This is a genomic window from Luteimonas composti, assembly GCF_042678665.1.
Classification (GTDB): domain Bacteria; phylum Pseudomonadota; class Gammaproteobacteria; order Xanthomonadales; family Xanthomonadaceae; genus Luteimonas; species Luteimonas composti.
Genome location: NZ_JBHTKU010000004.1, coordinates 18,241 through 37,419, shown reverse-complemented (window position 1 = coordinate 37,419; position 19,179 = coordinate 18,241). Strand labels below are relative to the sequence as shown.

Sequence of the window (19,179 nt, the reverse complement as noted above, 5' to 3'; positions counted from 1 at the left end):
GCAGCCGATCCGGCGGCCGCACGGCGCCACAGGCTTACTCGGTGGTGTCGAGCCCGGTCATGCCGACGATGCTGTAGCCGCCGTCGACGTAGGTGACCTCGCCGGTGATGCCCGAGGCCAGGTCGGAGCACAGGAACGCGGCGGCATTGCCCACGTCCTCGATCGTGACCGTGCGGCGGATGGGCGCGTTGGCCTCGACATGGCCGAGGATCTTGCGGAAGCCGCCGATGCCCGCGGCCGCGAGCGTCTTGATCGGTCCTGCCGAGATCGCGTTGACGCGGATGCCCTCCGGACCGAGGTTGAGCGCGAGGTAGCGCACGCTGGCCTCCAGCGCCGCCTTGGCCACGCCCATGACGTTGTAGCTGGGCAGGGTGCGGACCGCGCCGAGGTAGCTCAGGGTCAGGATCGCGCCCTGGCGGCCCTGCATCAGCGGACGCGCGCCCTTGGCCAGCGCGGACAGCGAGTAGGCGGAAATATCGTGCGCCATCGCGAAGTTCTCGCGGGTCAGGCCGTCGAGGAATTCGCCGGCGATCGCTTCGCGCGGCGCGTAGGCGATGGCGTGGACGAGGATGTCGAAGCCGTCGCTCCAGTGCTTGCCGAGGCCTTCGAACAGCGCGGCGATCTGCGCGTCGTCGGTCACGTCCAGCGGGAACACCGGGCCGCCGCCGAGCTTGGCCGCCGCGTCCTCGACGCGGGACTTCAGCTTCTCGTTCTGGTAGGTGAAGGCCAACTCCGCGCCCTCGCGATGCATCGCCTCGGCAATGCCGTTGGCGATCGAACGCTGGCTGGCGATGCCGGTGATCAGTGCGCGCTTGCCCTGCAGGAAACCCATGGATGACTCGCGATATGGACCGGCGGCTATTCTGCCACGACCGTCGCTCCGGCCCCCGCGGGGTCGATCGCCAGCACCATGCCCGGGCGCAGCACGCCGCGTGCATCCAGGCCGTTGCGCTCGAGCAGTTCGGCCACGCCGAGCCCGTAGCGGCGGGCGATGGCCCAGGCGGAGTCGCCGCGCGCGACCACGTGGGTACGCGCCGGGACGGCTTCGACGAGGGCCGACGCATCGGCCATCGCGTCGGAGATGTCGCTGTCGCTGGCCAGGGCCGGCCGCGGCGTCGTTGCGGCGGCGATCGCGGTGGCGTCGGCACTGGGCAGCAGCACGCGTGCGTTACCGCCGATGCGCGCGATGCGGCCGTTGCCATGGGCCGGATTCAGCCGGCGCAGCTGCACCGGGTCGGCGCCATGGGCCCGGGCCAGCGCATCGAGCGAGGCGATCCGGGCCGGGACGGTGGCCGCGGTCAGGATCGGCACCGGCCGGTCGAGCGCCTGCAGCCATTCGCCGGTGTCGCCGGCTTCGGTCAGCAGGCAGGCCAGGGCCTGCAGCTTGCGCACGTAGGCCCGGCTGATCTGGGGCATCGGCAGGGAGGCCGGATCGGCAGTGGCCGGGCGCTGCCCGGCGCTGCGCAGGGCACCGAGCACGCGGTATTCGCCGGCGTTGTAGGCCATCACCGCCAGCCGCCAGTCGCCCGCGAACATGCCGTGCAGGGTGCGCAGGTAGCGCACCGCGGCCTCGGTGGAATCCACCGGCGAAAGCCGGCCGTCGTAGCCCGCCCCGACCGGAACCTTGTGGTTGCGCGCGGTGAGGGCGATGAACTGCCACAGGCCGGCGGGGCCCTGCGGCGACTTCGCGCCGGGGCGGTAGCCGCTTTCCACGAACGGAATCAGCGCGTACTCGGTGGGCAGGTGCACTTCGCGCAGCCGGTCGACCACGTAGCCGAACAGCGGCAGCACGTCGCTGCCCGGCGAGGTGAACTTCTCGGGTGCATGCGCGAAGTGGCGGCGCCAGCGGGCGCTGTCCTCGGCGCTGCAGGCCGGGCCGGACAGGCCCTCGCGGAAGCTGCGGTAGATCTCGAGCCCGCTGCGGGTGCCGGCCGGCAGCACCACGGTCGACTGGGCTGGCGCGTTTTCCGGCGGGGGCGCATCGGAGTCGACCGTGCCAGTCCCGGGCTGCGCCTGGGCGTCGCCCAGGGCCGCCTCCCCTGCCGTGTCGCCACGGGCATGGGCCGGGACCGCCAGCGCGCCCATCAGCGCGAGGCTCCCGGCGAGGGCCAGCGCCCTCATGCGCGGAATCCGTCCTTCCAGCGCCGCAGCGCGGCGAATGCCTCGACCCGGTCGCCTTCGACGCCGGGCTCGCGCGCGGCGACGGCCGCGCGCACCGCAGGCGCGTCGATCCGCAGGAAGGGATTGCAGGCCAGTTCCTGTGCCAGGGACGAGGGAACGGTGGGACGTGCGGCGTGGCGCATGGCGATGGCCTCTTCTTGGCGGCGCCGGAGCGCCGCGTTGTCGGGATCGACCACGCGCGCGAAGGCGGCGTTGGCCAGGGTGTACTCGTGCCCGCAGCAGACGCGGGTCGCAGGGGGCAGGGCGCAGAGCCGGTCCATGGCGCCGAGCATCTCGCGGGGCGTACCTTCGAACAGACGCCCACAGCCGAGGCTGAACAGGGTATCACCGCAGAACAGCAGCCCCTCGCCGTGGAATGCGACGTGGCTCGCGGTATGCCCAGGAACCCCCAGCACCGCGAAGCGCCAGGGGCCGGCCTCGACCCGGTCGCCGTCGCCGAGCGGATGGTCGACCAGCCCCGCGATCCGCGGGTCGGCCGGGCCATGCACCGGAACCCCTGGCCAGCGCGCGCGGAGCGCGTCCACCCCGGCCACGTGGTCGGCGTGGTGATGGGTGAGCAGGATCGCCTCCGGTGGTCCGGCAGCCCCGGCAAAGGCCAGGACCGGCTCGGCCTGGCCGGGGTCGACGACCAGCCAGCGCCCGTCCTCGGCCGCCAGGTGCCAGATGTAGTTGTCGTCCAGCGCGGGAAGCGCGGTGAGCTGCATCGGCGGGTCGGGGTCCGGCTGCCTTTAGAATGGCGACCATGCCCGTCCAGTTCCCGGTCCGTCAAACCGACGCCGCCGTCCACCAGTGGTTCCACACCGACCCCGGCCGCGCGGTACTGGCCAGCGAGGAGGAGACGGTGGCCCAGGCGCTCGCCGACCGGCCCGGCCAGCCCTGGCTGTGGTGCGGACCGGTGCGGCGCGAGCCGGAAGGTCCGGGCCGTGGGGTCTACCTGGCGGCAGACGGCGGCGCGCGCTGGCGCGGCCAGGTCGCCTGCGGCCTGCCGCTGCCGCTGCCCAGCGAGTCGTTTGGCGCCGTGGTCCTGCAGCACGTGGCCCGGCCAGCCGGCCCCAGCGGCGCCGCGCTGTTCGCCGAGGCGGCCCGTCTGCTGGTGAACGGCGGGCGGCTGTGGCTGTTCGTGCTCAACCCGCTGGCGCCCTACCGCTGGCGCTGGCGGGGCAGCGGCATCAGCGCGTCCGAACCGCTGGCCTGGCGGCGGCGCCTGCGCGAGGCCGGGCTGGTGCCGGACCCGGTCTCGCAGGGGCTGGGTCCCAGCTGGTCGGTGCAGGTCTCGCCGCTGCCGCAGCAGGGGCCGGGCCTGCGCGCGGCCTACCTGCTGCGCGCCGAGAAACGCGCCATCCCGATGACGGCGGTGCGCATGCGACGCGTGCTGCCGATCGTGCGCGGGCTGCCCGCGGCATGAGCGTGAGCATCCATACCGACGGCGCCTGCCTCGGCAATCCCGGTCCAGGCGGCTGGGCGGCGCTGCTGCGCTATGGCGAGAAGGAACGCGAACTGGTGGGCGGCGAACCGCAGACGACCAACAACCGCATGGAGCTGATGGCCGCGATCGTCGCGCTCGAAACGCTGACGCGCCCCTGCGAGGTGGTGCTGCACACCGATTCCCAGTACGTGCGCCAGGGCATCACCCTGTGGATGCCGAACTGGGTGCGCCGCGGCTGGAAGACCGCCGGCGGCGATCCGGTCAAGAACCGCGACCTGTGGGAGCGGCTGCACGCGGCCTGCCGCCGGCACAGCATCGACTGGCGCTGGGTGAAGGGCCATTCCGGCGACCCCGACAACGAGCGCGTGGACGTCCTGGCCCGGGACGAAGCCATCCGCCAGCGGGCGGCGGGCCGGGTGGCCCCCGCAGCGGTTCCGCGGCCGGGCTGATCCCCGCCCGGCCGCCTTCCCGATCCAGTCCAACGTCCACGAGTCCCGCCCGATGCGCCACATCATCCTCGACACCGAAACCACCGGCCTGGAATGGAAGAAGGGCAACCGGGTGGTGGAAATCGGCTGCGTGGAGCTGGTCGAGCGGCGGCCGACCGGGCGCACCTTCCACAAGTACCTCAACCCCGACCGCGAGTTCGAGGCCGGCGCGCAGGAAGTCACCGGCCTGACCCTGGAGTTCCTCGCCGACAAGCCGCGCTTCGCCGAGGTCGCCGACGAGTTCCTGGCCTTCGTCGACGGCGCCGAGCTGGTGATCCACAACGCCGCGTTCGACATGGGCTTCCTCGAATACGAGCTGTCGCGGCTCGGCGAGGGCTACGGCCGCCTGCGCGACCGGGTCACCGTGGTCGATTCGCTGGACCTGGCGCGCAAGCGTTTCCCCGGCCAGCGCAATTCGCTGGACGCGCTGTGCAAGCGCCTGGGCGTGGACAATTCGCATCGACAGCTGCACGGCGCGCTGCTCGACGCCCAGCTGCTGGCCGAGGCCTGGCTGGCGCTGACCTCCGGCCAGGGCGAGATTGGATTCGCCGCCGCCGAACCGGTCGCCGGGGCGCGCGGCGGTCGCTTCCCGCTGCCCGCCATGCCGACCGGCCCGCGCCCGTCGATCGCGGTGCCGGCCGAGGATCTGGCGCTGCACGCGGCCAGGGTCGAGGCGATCCGGCGCAAGGCCGGGCACTGCGTCTGGGACGTTCCGGAAGCGGCGGAAGCCGACGCGGTGGCCGCGGTCGGCTGAGGACCGCGCGGTCGCCGGCCCTCATGGGCCGGGCAAACCCGCGTCAGTGGCTGCGGACCAGCACCACGGTGACGTTGTCCGAGCCGCCGCCGTCGAGCGCGGCCGCGACCAGGCCGTCCACGCATTCCTGCGCGCTGCACTCGGTATGGCCGAGCACGCGCGAGATCGCCGAATCGTCCACTTCCTCGGTCAGGCCGTCGCTGCACAGCAACAGCTGCGAGCCGGGGGCGAGCTCGCCCGACAGCGTTTCCACGTTCAACGCCTGCGGATCGGTGACTCCCAGCGCCTGGGTGACCACGTTGCGGTGCGGATGGCTGCGCGCCTGGTCGACGCTGATCGCGCCCTGGGCGATGAGTTCCTGCACGTAGCTGTGGTCGTGCGAGAGCTGGGCCAGCTTGCCGTCGCGCCACAGGTAGGCGCGGCTGTCGCCGACCCAGGCCACCTCGAAGCGGCGGCCGGTGACACGCGCCGCGACCACGGTCGTTCCCATCGGCAGCGCGTCGCTGCGCTGCCGGGAGGCGCGGATGATCTCCTCGTCGGCGATGCGGATGGCCTGCGGCAGCGGCGTGCCCTGGCGGGTTTCGCGCACGATGGTCTCCCGCGCCAGCGCGCTGGCGACCTCGCCGTACTCGTGGCCCCCCATGCCGTCGGCCACCAGCCAGAGCCCCAGCTCGCTGTCGCCGTAATAGGTGTCCTCGTTGAGCTCACGCCGCAGGCCGACGTGGGTGAGGTGTCCGAATTCAATCATGCGTGGCGGGTCGGGGCGGACTGCGGGGATATTGAGCTTGGGAACGGGGAAAGCACACGCCGCAGGTCAATGCGGCCGGTGGGAGGGCAAGTTCGGGCACCGGCACGCTAGCAAGCCGACGGTGAACGGGCGATGGCGGTTTCAGTCCCCGCCGGGCACCAGCCGCAGCGCGTGCCGGGCCGGGCCCGGCAGGAACGGCGTCGGCCTGCCCTGCACCCAGTCGTCGTGTCCGGCGCCCCAGAACGGCGAGAGCGGATGGCCGCTCTGGCCGCCGGGCATGTGCATCACGCCTTCGTCCTCGTGGCCGGGGGCCACCACCATGCGCTGCGAGGCACCAAAGGACGGCGCCTGCACGCGCGGCACCATCGTGTCCCCCGGCAGCGGTTCCGCCGGCATGCACAGCAGGCGTTTGCCCAGCGGCAGCGCGCCGGCCAGCGGGTGGCAGATCGCGGCCGTGTTGCGCTCGCCCCAGCTGCGTTCGGGCAGCGGGCCGTGGGCGGCGAGTTCGTCGCGCACGTCGCGTGCCGCATCCTCGAACAGCGCCTGCCAGGACTCGAAGCGACGCGGCAGCAGGTGCGCCGGGCGCTGGGCCACCAGCGGCCAGGCCACGCCCTCGAACTGGGGAAAGGCCGGCGCTTCGAAATCATCGCCGAGGCTTGCGCGCGCCGGCGCCAGCAGGCCGTCGAGCAGCCGCTCGTGCACGGCCAGGCGCCAGGCGCGGACGATGCGGTAGCCGGCCGAGTCGACGCTGGCGTGGCCGTCCCAGTCGGCCGACGCCGCGGCCAGCGCGGCGAGGGCGGGGCTGGCGCCGTCGTCGAGCGTGCGCAGCAATTCCCACCACCGCGCCAGCAGCAGGGCGCGGTCGTCGAGCTGGATCCGGAGCAGGTCGGCCTCGGTGAAGCGCGTGCCGGCCTGCAGCGCGTCGCGGATCTGCTGCGCGCGCGTGCCCGGCGCGTAGCCCCCGTCGCCGATGCGTGCCAGCTCGGCGCCGCCGGTGGTGCGCGCGTTGGCGGTCCAGAGGCGGTCCACGGTGGGCGAGGCGAGCAGCGGGGAGGCGTCGCGGGCGATCGGCCAGGGCGGGCAGGGCGCGGGCGTGTCCGCCGGCGCGGTGTGCCTGGCGGTCGACTCCGTGACTTCGTCGATCGCAACCGCGGCCGGCGCCGTTCCAGTGCAGCCCGGCGCGCGCGCCGGCAGCGGACCCAGCAGGCGCCAGGCGATGCGGCCCTCGCGGTCGCCGATGACGAGGTTCTGGGTCGGCACGCCGGCCCGGTCGGCCAGCGCCAGGGCCTGGTCGAGGTCGCCGGCGCGGGCGAAGTCCGCCAGGCCGAGGTCGATCGCGCCCGGCAGGTGGGCGGTCCAGCGCAGGCTCAGCACGCGGCCATCGGGCAGCTCGTGCAGGACCGGTCCCCAGCGGGTCTCACGCACGTCCAGCGGCACCGGATCGCCCCCCGCGACCGCGATCCGTTCGCGATGCACCTGCAGCGCGGCGCAGGCGGTCGCGTCGGCGCGCAGGCCGGAGGCCTCGGGCGCGCAGGGCGTTTCCAGCGCCCAATCCAGGTAGTCGCCATAGCTGTTGGTGAAGCCCCAGGCGACGTGGCCATTGCTGCCCACGATCACCGCGGGCAGGCCCGGCAGGGTCACGCCCTGTACGTCGACGCGGCCGCCCGGCGCGGCGGCATCCGGCCAGCGCATGCGGGCGCGGAACCAGAGGTTGGGCGCGCGCAGGCCCAGGTGCATGTCGTCGGCGACGATGGCCCGGCCGTCGGCGGTGAGCGCGCCGGACACGGCGAAGTTGTTGCTGCCAGGGCGCAGGTCGCTGTCCACGGCCGGGTCGCGCGCGGCAAGCAGGCCGGATGCGCCCTCGGCCGGCTGGGCGAGCTGGCGCAGGTCCACTTCGTCGGCCGACGGCAGCGGCGCGTCGCCGAACGACTCGCCCAGCAGGGGCGCGTCCCAGCTGCTGCCGGGGTGGGTGAGCAGCGCGTACAGCGGCGTTGGCAGGTGCGGCTGCAGTTTCCACAGCGCCAGTTCGTTGGCATTGCCCGCATCCTGCAGGTCGAAGTACATGGCATAGCCCGCCAGCAGGGTATCGGCCGGGCGCCAGGGCAGGGGTCGCTGGCGCAGCACGAGATAGGGCCACGGGCGGGTGCGAAGCGCGGCCAGCCCGGCGTTGACGCCATCGGCGTAGGCCTGCAGCAGCGGCAGACGGTCGCCGGCCATCGCGTCGAGGTGGGCGTCCGCGCGCGCGCGCATGCGGTGCGCGCGATGACGGCGGTCAAGGTCGAGTGCGCGTTCGCCGAACAGCTCCGCCAGTTCCCCGGCGGAGGCGCGGCGCAGCAGGTCCATCTCGAAGTAGCGTTCCTGCGCGTGCACGTAGCCCAGGGCGCGCAGCGCGTCGGCTTCGTTCGCGGCATCGATGGTGACCACGCCGATCGCGTCGCGTCGCACTTCCGCCGGTGCCGACAGCCCGGCCAGCTCCAGTTCGCCGTCGAGCGGCGGTACGCTGCCGCGCAGCAGCCACCAGGCCAGCAGGCCCGCCAGCAGGACCAGCGCGATCGCCAGCAGTCCGATCCGCTTCAGCCATCGCGCCATCGCCCGTCCGCCCCTGTGGATGCCCCGGGGCGACTCTAGCGGATCGGCCGCGGGTAGGCGCGCGCGGCGACGCACGGTCTAATGGCGCGTGGCATGACGAGGTAACGGACTTGGGGAAGCATATCCGGCGGTCGCTGCTGGGCATCGCGATCGCGCTGCTGGCCTGGTCGTTCTGGCGCGATGCCGGCTGGCTGCAGCTGTGCGCGGGCCTGGCGATGTTCCTGTTCGGCATGCAGTGCCTGGAGGAAGGGCTGCGCCAGCTCGCCGGCGGTCGCCTGGAGCAGCTGCTGGCGCGCAGTACCGGCACGGCGGGGCGCGGCCTGCTGTTCGGCATCGGCGGCACGGTGGTGCTGCAATCGAGCACCCTGGTTTCGCTGCTGACCATCGCCTTCATCAGCTCCGGGCTGATCCAGCTCGCCGGCGGGCTGGCGATCATCTTCGGCGCCAATCTCGGCGCGACCAGCGGGATCTGGCTGCTGGCGCTGGCCGGACACGATCTCAGCCTCTCGCCGCTGGCGCTGCCGCTGCTGGTGTTCGGCGTGCTGGCCGGCTTCACCGGAGCGCGCGGCCGTGCGGCCGGCCGGGTGGTGCTGGGCGTGGCCTTCGTGTTCCTCGGCATCGACCAGGTGAAGTCCGGCTTCGCCGCGTTCGGCGGCAACCTCGACCTGGCCGCGCTGCCGGCCGGCGGCGCGGGCGGCGTGCTGCTGTTCGTGCTGGCCGGCGCGGCCGCAACCGTGGTCCTGCAGTCCAGCCACGCCACCCTGATGCTGATCCTGGCCGCGCTGGCGGCCGGCCAGCTCGAACTGGGCCAGGCGCTGGCGCTGGCCATCGGTTCGAACGTCGGCAGCAGCGTGAGTACCGCCGTGGTCGGCGCGCTGGGCGGCAACCGGAGCGGCCAGCGCCTGGCGCTGGCGCACGTTCTGTTCAATGTCTCCACGGCCACGCTCGCGCTGCTTCTGCTGCCGCTGCTGGCCTGGATGGTCGGCGCGATCGCCCGGTTCGCGGGGTTCGGCGGCAATCCGCTGCTGCAGCTGGCGCTGTTCCACACGCTGTTCAACGCCACGGGCGTGGTGCTGTTCTGGCCCTGGCAGGGCCGGCTGGCGCACTGGCTGCAGTGCTGGCTTCCGGATCGCGCGCCGCCGCCCCCTGCCGCGTCCGCTTCGGAGGTGACACCGCAGCGGGCACGACACCTCAGCGGGCAGGCGCTGGATTCGGCCGACGCGGCCGCCGCGGCGGTGGCGCTGGAGCTGCGCCACCTCGGCGCGTTGAGCCGGGAAGCGATCTGCCGCGCGCTGGGCCTGCCCCCGGCGGCGGCGGACGCGCCGTCGCCCGACGATCCGCTGCTCGATACCGCTCCCGCCGACTGCCCGGACGCGGACGTGCTCTACCGCCAGCGGGTCAAGGGCGTGTACGCCGACCTGCTCGCGTTCATGGGCCGGATTGCCGTGCCGCTGGACGAGGAGCACCAGCGCTTCTGGACGCAGGCGCAGATGGCGGCGGCACGAATGGTCGAGGCGGTGCGGGACGCGAGGACCCTGCAGCGGAACCTGCTGCCGCGGCTGCGCGAGGCGGACAGCCCGCGGCGTGCGGCCTATCTCGACCTGCGCCGCCACCTGTACGCGCAGATGCGCGAGCTGCATGCGCTGCACGCCGGCCAGGCGGCTCCCGAGGCACGGACTGCCCAGCTGCAGGTGCTGGCGATGCAGGGCGAGGGATTCGTATCGGCGTTTCGACGGCGCGTGCTGGTCCTGGTCGGGCAGGGCGCGCTGGACGGCCTGCAGGCGGCGTCCCTGCTCAACGACCTGGGCCATGTCGAAGCCATCGACCGCAACCTGCGCGCGCTCGCGGCGGCGGAAGAGCCTCGCTCGCTGCGCGCGCTGCGCAGGCTGGCCGGGTCATCCGCCCAGCCGGGGCCGCTGTCCGCGCCCGCGGCGACGGTCGAGAATGCGAACTGAAATAGCTCTCATCCGGCAGCCGCGCGGAGCGGTTGGCATACTGGCCGCGCATTCCCTCCCCCGGAGCCGCCTGCCATGAAGGGCCAGCCTGAAGTCGTCGACTACCTCAATTTCCTGCTGCGCGGCGAGCTGGCCGCCCGCGACCAGTATTTCCTGCATTCGCGGCGCTACGAGGACCTGGGGCTGCACGCGCTGTACGCGCGCATCAACCACGAGATGGAAGAGGAAACCCAGCATGCCGACGCGCTGCTGCGCCGCATCCTGTTCCTGGAGGGCGAGCCGGACATGCGTCCGGACGCGTTCGAAGCCGGGCGCACGGTCGAGGAGATGCTGCGCAAGGACCTGGACCTGGAGTACCAGGTGCGCGGCAACCTCGCCAAGGGCGTGGCCCTGTGCGAGCAGCACGGCGATTACGTCACCCGCGACATCCTGGTGGCGCAGCTGGCCGACACCGAGGAAGACCATACCCGCTGGCTGGAGCAGCAGTTGCGCCTGATCCGGATGGTGGGCCTGCAGAACTACCAGCAGGCGCGCATGGGTGAGGCGCCGGAACACGCTTGAACGGACGAGGGCGCCTGGACCGGCTCGTGCCGCGGCGGCGCCCTATGGCGGCGCGCACGTCCCGTCGCGGCGCTCCAGCCGGTAGGCCGCGGTCGAGAGGGCGGTGACGCCCTCGGCCAGGAAGGACGGCTCGCCGGCGAGGATGTCGCGGCGTTCCAGCAGCGCCACCGACCAGTCCCGGTCGAGGCGCGCATGGACTTCGGCTTCTTCCACCGAGAACGGCGGGCCGGCCTTCTCGGCCTGCGGATATTCCAGCGTGACCAGCAGCCCTCGGCAGCCCGGCGGCAGGCGACGCCACAGCGTCCCGGCATAGGTGGCCCGCATCGGCGGCGGCAGGGCGATCAGCGCCGCACGGTCGTAGATGCCGGCGCAGTCGGCCAAAGAGTCGGGGGTCACCGCGAAGGCGTCGCCGACGACCAGCTCCCACGGGCCGGCCGAATAATGCCGGCCCAGCCCGGAGCTCCGGATCCGCGGCTCCAGGCCGCGCTCTTCGAAGAAGCTGGCGACGGCCAGCTCGGACAGCTCGATGCCGAGCACGCGGTGGCCCTGTTCGGCCAGCCACACCATGTCCAGCGACTTGCCGCACAGCGGCACCAGGACGCGGCTCCCGGCGGCGAGACCGAGGTCCGGCCAGTGGCGGGTCAGCAGCGGCAGTGGCGTGTCGCGATGGAAACCGATGCGGTTCCCGCGCCAGCGCTCGTGCCAGAAATCAGCCTCCATGGAACGATCCTCCGGTACGCGTCGTGGTGGCCGTCGTCCGCCCGCGCGCGCCGTGGCGCCCAGCCGTCGATGTGCGATCCGTCGACCTGCTGCCGCGCCGCGAGGGAGTGCAGGCGCGCCCTCGCCAGTCGCGCCGCCGCGCGCGGGAATCCTCGGGCGTCGCCTCGCAGTCCATCGACCCGCTGCCGCGCCGCGAGGCAATGCGGGCACGACCCCGCGCGCCAGGCCCCTCAGGCGTCGACCTGCAGTCCATCGACCTTCTGCCACCCGCGGGGCAGCAGTCCACCACGCGAACCGCGCGTCCCCAGGTAATCGCCGAGGTCCTTGAACGACAGGCTCATCGTGCGCGCGCCGGACTGGACCACCAGGGTGCCGCCGGGCGGCACGACGGCCACCGCGACCACGCGCTCGGTGCCGCGCTTGGCCTTGGGGATCTCGATCAGCTTGTTGCCCTTGCCCTTGTCGAGCTCCGGCAGTTCGGCAACCGGGAACGCCAGCAGGTGCCCGGCGCTGGTGACGGCGACGATGCGGTCGGTCTCGACGCCCGCCACCGGTGCGGGCTGCAGCACCTTGGCGCCGTCGGACAGCGAGAGCATGGCCTTGCCGGCCTTGTTGCGCCCGGTCAGGTTCTCGAAGCGGGTGACGAAGCCGTAGCCGTGCGAGGACGCCAGCACGAAACGCTCGTCGTTGCCGCCGCTGGCCAGCGCGACGAAGGACGCGCCCGCGGCCGGCGAAAAGCGGCCGGTCAGCGGCTCGCCGTTGCCGCGCGCCGAGGGAAGCGAATGGGCGATGGTCGAATAGCTGCGTCCGTTGCTGTCGAGGAAGGCGACCTGCTGGGTCGTGCGTCCCTTCACGGCGGCAAGCAGCGCGTCGCCCTCGCGATAGGACAGGGCCGCGGCATCGACGTCATGGCCCTTGGCCGCGCGCACCCAGCCCTTCTGGCTGACCACCACGGTGACCGGCTCGGACGGCACCAGGTCGGTCTCGTCCAGCGCCTGCGCGGCGTCGCGGGCCACCAGCGGCGAGCGCCGCGGATCGCCGTGCTTCTTCGCATCGGCCAGCAGTTCGTCCTTGATCAGCTTCTTCAGCTTCGCCTTGCTGTCGAGGGTCGCGAGGATGCGTTCGCGCTCCTTCGCCAGTTCGTCCTGCTCGCCGCGGATCTTCATTTCCTCCAGCCGCGCCAGCTGGCGCAGGCGGGTCTCGAGGATGTACTCGGCCTGCTCTTCGGACAGGGCGAAGCGCGCGACCAGCGCCGGCTTCGGCTCGTCCTCGGAGCGGATGATGCGGATCACCTCGTCGAGGTTGAGGAAGGCGACCAGCAGGCCTTCGAGCAGGTGCAGGCGGCGTTCGACCTTGTCCAGGCGGTGGCGCAGGCGGCGGGTGACGGTGTCGGTGCGGAACGCCAGCCATTCGGTCAGCAGCATCCGCAGGTTCTTCACCTGCGGGCGGCCGTCCAGGCCGATCACGTTGAGGTTGACCCGGTAGCTCTTCTCCAGGTCCGTGGTGGCGAACAGGTGGCCCATCAGCTGCTCGACGTCCACGCGGCTGGAACGCGGGATCAGGGCGATGCGCACCGGATTGGCGTGGTCGGACTCGTCGCGGATGTCCTCCAGCCACGGCAGCTTCTTGGCCCGCATCTGCGCGGCGATCTGCTCGATCACCTTGGACGGCGAGACCTGGTAGGGCAGGGCGGTGACGATGATGTTGGCGGCTTCGCGCGTGTAGGTGGCGCGGGCGCGCACGCTGCCGTTGCCGGTTTCGTACATCGCGCGCAGGTCGGCGGCGGGGGTGATGATCTCGGCGCTGGTCGGATAGTCCGGTCCGCGCACGTGCTCGCACAGGTCGGCGACGGTGGCGTCGGGGTCGTCGAGCAGGCGCACGCAGGCGCTGACCACCTCGTTGACGTTGTGCGGCGGCACGTCGGTGGCCATGCCCACCGCGATGCCGGTGGTGCCGTTGAGCAGCAGGTGCGGCAGCCGCGCCGGCAGCCAGCTCGGCTCCTCCAGGGTGCCGTCGAAGTTGGGCACCCAGTCGGCGGTGCCGTGGCCGAGCTCGCCCAGCAGCACCTCGGCCAGCGGGGTCAGGCGCGACTCGGTATAGCGCATCGCCGCGAACGACTTGGGATCGTCGGAGGAACCGAAGTTGCCCTGGCCGTCGACCAGCGGGTAGCGGTAGGAGAACGGCTGCGCCATCAGCACCATCGCCTCGTAGCAGGCGCTGTCGCCGTGCGGATGGAACTTGCCGATCACGTCGCCGATGGTGCGCGCCGACTTCTTGGGCTTTGCGGTCGCCGACAGGCCGAGCTCGCTCATCGCGTAGATGATGCGGCGCTGCACCGGCTTGAGGCCGTCGCCGATGAAGGGCAGGGCGCGGTCGAGCACCACGTACATCGAGTAGTCGAGGTAGGCGCGCTCGGCGTACTCGCGCAGCGGGATCTGCTCGAAGCCGTGGAAGACGGGGCGGACGTCGGTCATTTGAAAACTGCAGGAGGGAACCGGAGAATTCTACCCGGCCATGGAAGCCGGCCGCCGTCTCGCCGCTTGAGATGGGCGCGCGCCAGCATCCGGCTCCCGCCCCACCGCATCCCGCCATGTACGTTCCCCTGCCGGCGCGCCGCACCGAGGCCGCCCATTACGCCTATCCCGAGCACCTGCGCCCCCAGATCGCGTCGCTGCCGCGGGCGCCGGGCGTCTACGTGTTCCTCGGCGAGAGCGGCCCGGTGCCGCTGTACATCGGCAAGAGCGTGGACATCCGCCACCGGGTGATGGACCACATGCGCACGCCCGAGGAGGCGCGCCTGCTGCGGCAGACGCGACGCATCGAATTCACCCGTACCGCCGGCGACCTGGGCGCGCAGCTGCTTGAAGCGCAGCAGATCAAGCTGCGCCAGCCGGTGCACAACAAGCTGCTGCGCCGGCGCCGGGAGCTGTATTCGATCCGGCTGCTGCGCGGGCGGCCGGAAGTGGTGCATTCGGCCGGCCTGCCCTTCGCCTCGGCGCAGCGCCTGTACGGCCTGTACTCCAGCCGTGCGGCCGCGCTGCAGGCGCTGCGCGCGATCGCCGACGACAACCGGCTGTGCTACGGGCTGCTGGGCATCGAGCGGCTGCCTGCCGGGCGGCCCTGCTTCCGCGCCGCGCTCGACCGCTGTACCGGCGCCTGCGCGGGGCGCGAGCCGCTGGCCGAGCACGAAGCCCGGCTCGAGGCGGCGCTACAGGAGCGCCAAGTGGTGGCCTGGCCCTATGCCGGCGCGGTCGGCATCGTCGAGGAGGGGCTGGACATGAGCCAGATCCACGTCGTCCGGGACTGGCACTACCTCGGCAGCGCCCGGACCCGGGCGGAGGCGCGGCGACTGGTGGCGGAGGCGCCGGCGCCGGGGTTCGACAACGACGGCTACCGGATCCTGAGCGGGCCGCTGATGGCGGGGCAGCACCGGATCCTGCTGCTCTGAGCGGACCCCGGCAGCGGGTACCCGTTCCGGCCGCCTCGACCTGTGACCGGACGCACGAATCCCGCCAGGAGGGACCGGCGGCGGGCTCCAATCGCAAATAAAATGTTAACGCTAACCCGCTGGTGCCCGGCTTGCCGGCCGGGGTTCCGCAGTGCAGCAAGGCTTTTGCCCGGCAGGTGTGTAGAGTCCGTGCACGCGCACGCCGGGACGGGGCGCCGTTGCGACCTCGATCGCTTCGGGGCAGCCGTATCCGCGTTGTGGTAGCGCTAACTTTCTGGGGATCCTCGATGGGGCTGTTTGCTGGACTGGATGTGGGCACGCAGAGCGTGAAGCTCGTGGTCTATGACCCCGAGCAGCGCGGGATCGTGGCCAGTGCCGGGCAGCCGCTGGACCTGGCGGCCGGCGACGACGGCAGCCGCGAGCAGCGGGCCGACTGGTGGGTGGATACGGTGCGCGCCTGTTTCGCGCGGATCGACCCGGCGCTGCGCGGCCGGATCGAAGCGGTCGGCGTGTCCGGCCAGCAGCACGGCTTCGTGCCGCTGGACCGCGACGGCAACGTGCTGGCGCCGGCCAAGCTGTGGTGCGACACCAGCACCAGCGACGAGTGCGACGAGATCATGGAGGCCGCCGGCGGCGCCGCGCGCTGCATCGAGCTGGCGGGCAACCCGATCCTGGCCGGCTACACCGCCTCCAAGCTGCCGTGGACCCGCAAGCACCGCTCGCAGGCCTATGCCCGCCTGGCGACGATCCTGCTGCCGCACGACTACATCAACTACTGGCTGACGGGCGAGCTGTGGATGGAGCACGGCGACGCCTCGGGCACCGGCTGGCTGGACGTGCGCCGCCGCGACTGGTCGCCCGAACTGCTGGCCGCCACCGATCCCGACCGCGACCTGCGCGCCTGCCTGCCGCCGCTGCTGGCCGCCGACACCCTGGTGCCGATCCGCGCCGCGCTGGCCGACGAACTGGGCCTGCCGCGCTCGGCGCAGGTCTCCGCCGGCGGCGGCGACAACATGATGGCCGCGATCGGCACCGGCAACGTCGTGCCGGGCGTGCTGAGCATGAGCCTGGGCACCTCCGGCACGCTGTTCACCTATGCGGGCGAGCCGGCGGTGGATCCGCAAGGCCGCTGGGCCGCGTTCTGCGATTCCACCGGCGGCTGGCTGCCGCTGATCTGCACCATGAACTGCACCGTTGCCACCGAGGCGGTGGCGCGGCTGTGCGGCTTCTCCTCGCGCGACGGCGATGCGCTGCTGGCGGGCACCTCGCCCGGCGCCGACGGGCTGTTGATGCTGCCCTTCCTCAACGGCGAGCGCACGCCCGACCTGCCGCACGGGCGCGGCAACCTGTTCGGCATGACCGCGACCAACCTCACCCCCGCCAACCTGTACCGGGCGGCGATGGAAGGCGCGCTCTACAGCCTGATGAACGGCTACGAAGCCCTGGTCGATGCCGGCTTGCGCTTCGAGGCCATCCGCCTGACCGGCGGCGGCAGCCAGAGCGCGGTGTGGCGGCAGATGGCGGCCGACATGTTCGGCCTGCCCGTGGACGTGCCCGAGCAGTCCGAGGGCGCCGCGTTCGGTGCCGCGCTGCAGGCGCTGTGGGCGGTGCGCCGCGCCGCGGGCGCCGGCGACAGCGACCTCAGCGCACTGGCGGCCTCGCACGTCCGCCTCGACCCGCGCCTGGCGGCGCAGCCGCATTCCGGTGCCACCGCCGCCTATGCGGCGCAATACCGCCACTTCCTTTCCCACCTCGATGCGATCCGGCCGCTCTACGCAGACTGACCGCTCGTTCCCCACCACGCCACGCACACGGATATCCACATGAGCAAGTCATTCATCGGCGCGAAGGAGTACTTCTCCGGCATCGGCACGATCCCCTTCGAAGGCCCGGGTTCTGACAACCCGCTGGCGTTCAAGGTCTACGACGCCGAGAAAAAGATCGGCGGCAAGACCATGCGCGAGCACCTGCGCTTCGCGGTTTGCTACTGGCACACCTTCTGCAATGCCGGCGCCGACCCGTTCGGCCCGGGCACGCGCCGCTTCCCCTGGGAGCAGGGCGATGCCATGGCCACCGCCGAGGCCAAGGTCGACGCGGCGTTCGAGTTCTTCACCAAGCTCGGCGTGCCGTACTGGTGCTTCCACGACGTCGACCTGGCGCCGGACGCCGACGACATCGCCACCTACGAGAAGAACCTGCGCCACCTGGTCGGCCTGGCCAAGGAGCGCCAGCAGGCGACCGGCCTGAAGCTGCTGTGGGGCACGGCCAACCTGTTCTCGCACCCGCGCTACATGAACGGCGCGTCGACCAACCCCGATTTCAATGTCGTGGCGCGCGCCGCCGTGCAGGTCAAGGCGGTGCTCGAGTCGGTGGTCGAACTGGGCGGCGAGCACTACGTGTTCTGGGGCGGCCGCGAAGGCTACGCCTCGCTGCACAACACCGACATGAAGCGCGAGCTGGCGCACTTCGCCCGCTTCCTCACCGCGGCCCGCGACTACGGCCGCAGCATCGGTTTCAAGGGCCAGTTCTTCATCGAGCCCAAGCCGATGGAGCCGATGAAGCACCAGTACGACTTCGACAGCGCCACCGTCGCCGGCTTCCTCAAGGAACACGGGCTGGAGAAGGACTTCTCGCTCAACATCGAGGCCAACCACGCCACGCTGTCGGGCCACACCTTCGAGCACGACCTGCAGGTGGCGTCCGACCACGGCCTGCTCGGCAGCATCGACGCCAACCGCGGCAATGCCCAGAACGGCTGGGACACCGACCAGTTCCCGACCGACCTGTACGACACCGTCGGCGCGATGCTGGTGGTGCTGCGCCAGGGCGGCCTGGTCGGCGGCCTGAACTTCGACGCCAAGCCGCGCCGCGAGTCCACCGACATGGAGGACCTGTTCATCGCCCACATCGGCGGCATGGACGCGTTCGCCAAGGGCCTGGAGGTGGCGCACGCGCTGCTCAACGACTCGCCGTGGGAAAGCTGGCGCAAGCAGCGCTACGCCAGTTTCGACAGCGGCGCCGGCGCGGACTTCGAGGCGGGCAAGCTGGGCCTCGCCGACCTGGCCTCGCTGGCGGCGAAGAACGGCGAACCCGAGCAGATCAGCGGCAAGCAGGAACGCTACGAGAACCTGCTCAACCAGTACCTGCTGCGCTGAGCGGGACGGCGGCCGGTCGACATGGGAGCCAACAGGCCCGTGCCCGCCGAGCCGCCGCGCCGACCCGGCGCCTGTCGCCCGGCCCGTTCGCGGGCCGCGGCGTCAGCGCGCGGGGGGCGCGACCGAATCGCGTTCGATCAGCTCGTGGGGCACCACGTGGTCGACGACCGTGCGCGTGCTCTTGTCCTTGCGGCGGATGTTGCGCAGCAGGATGTCGACCGCCGAATCGGCCATGGCCGCGGTGGGCTGGCGGATGGTGGTGAGTTCAGGCCAGACCGTGGTGGCCGCCGAGGTGTCGTCGAAGCCGACGATCGACAGGTCGCGCGGCACGTCCAGCCCGCGGCGATGGGCGACCGAGACCGCGGCCGCGGCCATGTCGTCGTTGGCCGCGCAGATCGCGGTGGGCGGCTGCGGGTGGGCGAGCAGGCGCTCGCTGACTTCCAGCCCCGAGCGGTAGGTGAAGTAACCGGTTTCCACCAGGCTTTCGTCGAGTTCGATGCCCGCTTCCGAGAGCGCGGCGTGGAAGCCGTCGAAGCGGCGGATGCTGGCGGTCTGGTTGGGGTTGCCGCGGATGTAGCCGATGCGGCGGTGGCCGGCCGCGATCAGGTGCGTGGCGATTTCCTTGCTGGCGCGGAAGTCGTCGATGCGCACGCACGAGATGTCGTGGTGGAAGCGGCCCGAGGCGATCGCGACCACCGGCACGTCGGCCTCGAGGAACTCGGCCACGATGCCCTTGGACTCGCACAGCGGCGGCGGCAGGATCACGCCGGCCACGCGCTTGGCGAGCGCACGCGCGGCCTGGCGCTGCGCGCTGGGGCCGAGCGTGTCCCAGGTGTCGATGACCAGCTGCGCCGCAGTGCGGGTGGCGCCGCGCAGCGCGCCGACGACCAGTTCGCGCAGGTAGGCCGAGCTGGGATTGGTGTAGATCATGGCCACGCGCGTGTCCTGCGCGGTGGCCAGGGCGCTGGCCGCCAGGTTGGGCGTGTAGCCCAGTTCGCGCACGGCGCGCATGACCCGCTCGCGGGTGGCTTCGCGGACCTTGCCGTGGCCGTTGACCACGCGCGAGACCGTCATCGGCGACACCTTGGCGAGGGCGGCGACCTCGTCCAGCGTCACCGCCATGCCCTTGCGACGCGCGGCTTTCCTAGGCTTCT

At 72.2% G+C, this 19,179-nt stretch carries 16 protein-coding genes; 8 read left to right on the top strand and 8 right to left on the bottom strand.

The features are described 5' to 3' along the window. Positions 1 to 34: 34 nt before the first annotated feature. The 3 genes from ACFQ2D_RS12160 to gloB are packed head-to-tail and all read right to left on the bottom strand — an operon-like array spanning position 35 to position 2,885. A complete protein-coding gene (locus tag ACFQ2D_RS12160) occupies positions 35 to 832 on the bottom strand; it encodes an enoyl-ACP reductase FabI (protein WP_280943873.1) in 798 nt (265 codons plus the stop codon). Positions 833 to 858: 26 nt separating this feature from the next. Continuing rightward, positions 859 to 2,085 (bottom strand): lytic transglycosylase domain-containing protein, encoded by a 1,227-nt coding sequence (locus ACFQ2D_RS12155; RefSeq protein ID WP_386795694.1) that lies wholly within the window; start codon positions 2,083 to 2,085, stop codon positions 859 to 861. Positions 2,086 to 2,117: 32 nt separating this feature from the next. Continuing rightward, positions 2,118 to 2,885, bottom strand: a complete 768-nt coding sequence (gloB, locus tag ACFQ2D_RS12150) for a hydroxyacylglutathione hydrolase (RefSeq protein ID WP_280943871.1) — start codon at positions 2,883 to 2,885, stop codon at positions 2,118 to 2,120. Between the two features lie 38 nt (positions 2,886 to 2,923). On the opposite strand from gloB, the gene ACFQ2D_RS12145 reads away from it, so the two are divergent. From ACFQ2D_RS12145 to dnaQ, 3 genes are read left to right on the top strand one after another with little or no spacing between them, the layout of a single operon-like run. Then, complete coding sequence (locus ACFQ2D_RS12145) at positions 2,924 to 3,586, top strand: hypothetical protein (protein ID WP_342457144.1); 663 nt, start codon at positions 2,924 to 2,926, stop codon at positions 3,584 to 3,586. After that, entirely contained in the window at positions 3,583 to 4,056 is a 474-nt protein-coding gene (gene rnhA / locus ACFQ2D_RS12140; RefSeq protein WP_280943870.1) for a ribonuclease HI, read from the top strand. Before ACFQ2D_RS12145 ends, rnhA begins: the two co-directional genes overlap by 4 nt. Positions 4,057 to 4,108: 52 nt before the next feature. After that, positions 4,109 to 4,849, top strand: a complete 741-nt coding sequence (gene dnaQ / locus ACFQ2D_RS12135) for a DNA polymerase III subunit epsilon (RefSeq protein ID WP_280943869.1) — start codon at positions 4,109 to 4,111, stop codon at positions 4,847 to 4,849. 43 nt (positions 4,850 to 4,892) lie between these two features. On the opposite strand, the gene ACFQ2D_RS12130 is transcribed toward dnaQ, so the two are convergent. Together ACFQ2D_RS12130 and ACFQ2D_RS12125 are read right to left on the bottom strand one after the other, a co-directional pair. Then, on the bottom strand, positions 4,893 to 5,597 hold the full coding sequence (locus ACFQ2D_RS12130) for a PP2C family protein-serine/threonine phosphatase (RefSeq protein ID WP_280943868.1): 705 nt from the start codon (positions 5,595 to 5,597) through the stop codon (positions 4,893 to 4,895). Between the two features lie 141 nt (positions 5,598 to 5,738). Then, on the bottom strand, positions 5,739 to 8,186 hold the full coding sequence (locus tag ACFQ2D_RS12125; protein WP_280943867.1) for a penicillin acylase family protein: 2,448 nt from the start codon (positions 8,184 to 8,186) through the stop codon (positions 5,739 to 5,741). A gap of 110 nt (positions 8,187 to 8,296) precedes the next feature. Between ACFQ2D_RS12125 and ACFQ2D_RS12120 the strand changes: the two genes are divergently transcribed. Next, positions 8,297 to 10,141: a Na/Pi cotransporter family protein gene (locus ACFQ2D_RS12120; RefSeq protein WP_280943865.1), complete on the top strand. Its 1,845-nt coding sequence runs from the start codon at positions 8,297 to 8,299 to the stop codon at positions 10,139 to 10,141. Between the two features lie 75 nt (positions 10,142 to 10,216). Beyond that, entirely contained in the window at positions 10,217 to 10,702 is a 486-nt protein-coding gene (gene bfr / locus ACFQ2D_RS12115) for a bacterioferritin (RefSeq protein WP_280943864.1), read from the top strand. 42 nt (positions 10,703 to 10,744) lie between these two features. Here bfr and ACFQ2D_RS12110 read toward each other — a convergent pair whose 3' ends face one another. Both ACFQ2D_RS12110 and parC read right to left on the bottom strand, forming a co-directional pair. After that, positions 10,745 to 11,422 carry a thiopurine S-methyltransferase gene (locus ACFQ2D_RS12110; RefSeq protein WP_280943863.1) on the bottom strand — a complete coding sequence of 226 codons (678 nt, stop codon included), beginning with the start codon at positions 11,420 to 11,422 and terminating at the stop codon, positions 10,745 to 10,747. Between the two features lie 230 nt (positions 11,423 to 11,652). Beyond that, complete coding sequence (parC, locus tag ACFQ2D_RS12105; RefSeq protein WP_280943862.1) at positions 11,653 to 13,896, bottom strand: DNA topoisomerase IV subunit A; 2,244 nt, start codon at positions 13,894 to 13,896, stop codon at positions 11,653 to 11,655. A gap of 116 nt (positions 13,897 to 14,012) precedes the next feature. Here parC and cho point away from each other — a divergent pair, with 116 nt between their 5' ends. The 3 genes from cho (at position 14,013) to xylA (ending at position 18,025) form a co-directional block, all read left to right on the top strand. After that, positions 14,013 to 14,870, top strand: coding sequence for an excinuclease Cho (gene cho / locus ACFQ2D_RS12100; protein WP_280943861.1), 858 nt, complete (start codon positions 14,013 to 14,015; stop codon positions 14,868 to 14,870). Between the two features lie 287 nt (positions 14,871 to 15,157). Continuing rightward, positions 15,158 to 16,654, top strand: coding sequence for a xylulokinase (gene xylB / locus ACFQ2D_RS12095; RefSeq protein WP_280943860.1), 1,497 nt, complete (start codon positions 15,158 to 15,160; stop codon positions 16,652 to 16,654). 39 nt (positions 16,655 to 16,693) lie between these two features. Continuing rightward, the gene (gene xylA, locus ACFQ2D_RS12090) at positions 16,694 to 18,025 is read left to right on the top strand and encodes a xylose isomerase (protein WP_280943859.1); all 1,332 of its coding nucleotides are present in this window, start codon (positions 16,694 to 16,696) and stop codon (positions 18,023 to 18,025) included. A 102-nt stretch (positions 18,026 to 18,127) separates the two neighbouring features. On the opposite strand, the gene ACFQ2D_RS12085 is transcribed toward xylA, so the two are convergent. Continuing rightward, the gene (locus ACFQ2D_RS12085; RefSeq protein ID WP_386795668.1) at positions 18,128 to 19,147 is read right to left on the bottom strand and encodes a LacI family DNA-binding transcriptional regulator; all 1,020 of its coding nucleotides are present in this window, start codon (positions 19,145 to 19,147) and stop codon (positions 18,128 to 18,130) included. Positions 19,148 to 19,179: the final 32 nt, after the last annotated feature.

What these genes read in the sequence shown, in the direction of transcription:
- cho (WP_280943861.1), top strand. Translation starts at nt 14,013, where the DNA reads ATGTACGTTCCCCTGCCGGCGCGCCGCACCGAGGCCGCCCATTACGCC.
- ACFQ2D_RS12160 (WP_280943873.1), bottom strand. Translation starts at nt 832, where the DNA reads ATGGGTTTCCTGCAGGGCAAGCGCGCACTGATCACCGGCATCGCCAGC.
- rnhA (WP_280943870.1), top strand. Translation starts at nt 3,583, where the DNA reads ATGAGCGTGAGCATCCATACCGACGGCGCCTGCCTCGGCAATCCCGGT.
- xylB (WP_280943860.1), top strand. Translation starts at nt 15,158, where the DNA reads ATGGGGCTGTTTGCTGGACTGGATGTGGGCACGCAGAGCGTGAAGCTC.
- parC (WP_280943862.1), bottom strand. Translation starts at nt 13,896, where the DNA reads ATGACCGACGTCCGCCCCGTCTTCCACGGCTTCGAGCAGATCCCGCTG.
- ACFQ2D_RS12155 (WP_386795694.1), bottom strand. Translation starts at nt 2,085, where the DNA reads ATGGGCGCGCTGGCGGTCCCGGCCCATGCCCGTGGCGACACGGCAGGG.
- ACFQ2D_RS12145 (WP_342457144.1), top strand. Translation starts at nt 2,924, where the DNA reads ATGCCCGTCCAGTTCCCGGTCCGTCAAACCGACGCCGCCGTCCACCAG.
- bfr (WP_280943864.1), top strand. Translation starts at nt 10,217, where the DNA reads ATGAAGGGCCAGCCTGAAGTCGTCGACTACCTCAATTTCCTGCTGCGC.
- ACFQ2D_RS12110 (WP_280943863.1), bottom strand. Translation starts at nt 11,422, where the DNA reads ATGGAGGCTGATTTCTGGCACGAGCGCTGGCGCGGGAACCGCATCGGT.
- gloB (WP_280943871.1), bottom strand. Translation starts at nt 2,885, where the DNA reads ATGCAGCTCACCGCGCTTCCCGCGCTGGACGACAACTACATCTGGCAC.
- dnaQ (WP_280943869.1), top strand. Translation starts at nt 4,109, where the DNA reads ATGCGCCACATCATCCTCGACACCGAAACCACCGGCCTGGAATGGAAG.
- ACFQ2D_RS12125 (WP_280943867.1), bottom strand. Translation starts at nt 8,186, where the DNA reads ATGGCGCGATGGCTGAAGCGGATCGGACTGCTGGCGATCGCGCTGGTC.
- ACFQ2D_RS12130 (WP_280943868.1), bottom strand. Translation starts at nt 5,597, where the DNA reads ATGATTGAATTCGGACACCTCACCCACGTCGGCCTGCGGCGTGAGCTC.
- xylA (WP_280943859.1), top strand. Translation starts at nt 16,694, where the DNA reads ATGAGCAAGTCATTCATCGGCGCGAAGGAGTACTTCTCCGGCATCGGC.
- ACFQ2D_RS12085 (WP_386795668.1), bottom strand. Translation starts at nt 19,147, where the DNA reads ATGGCGGTGACGCTGGACGAGGTCGCCGCCCTCGCCAAGGTGTCGCCG.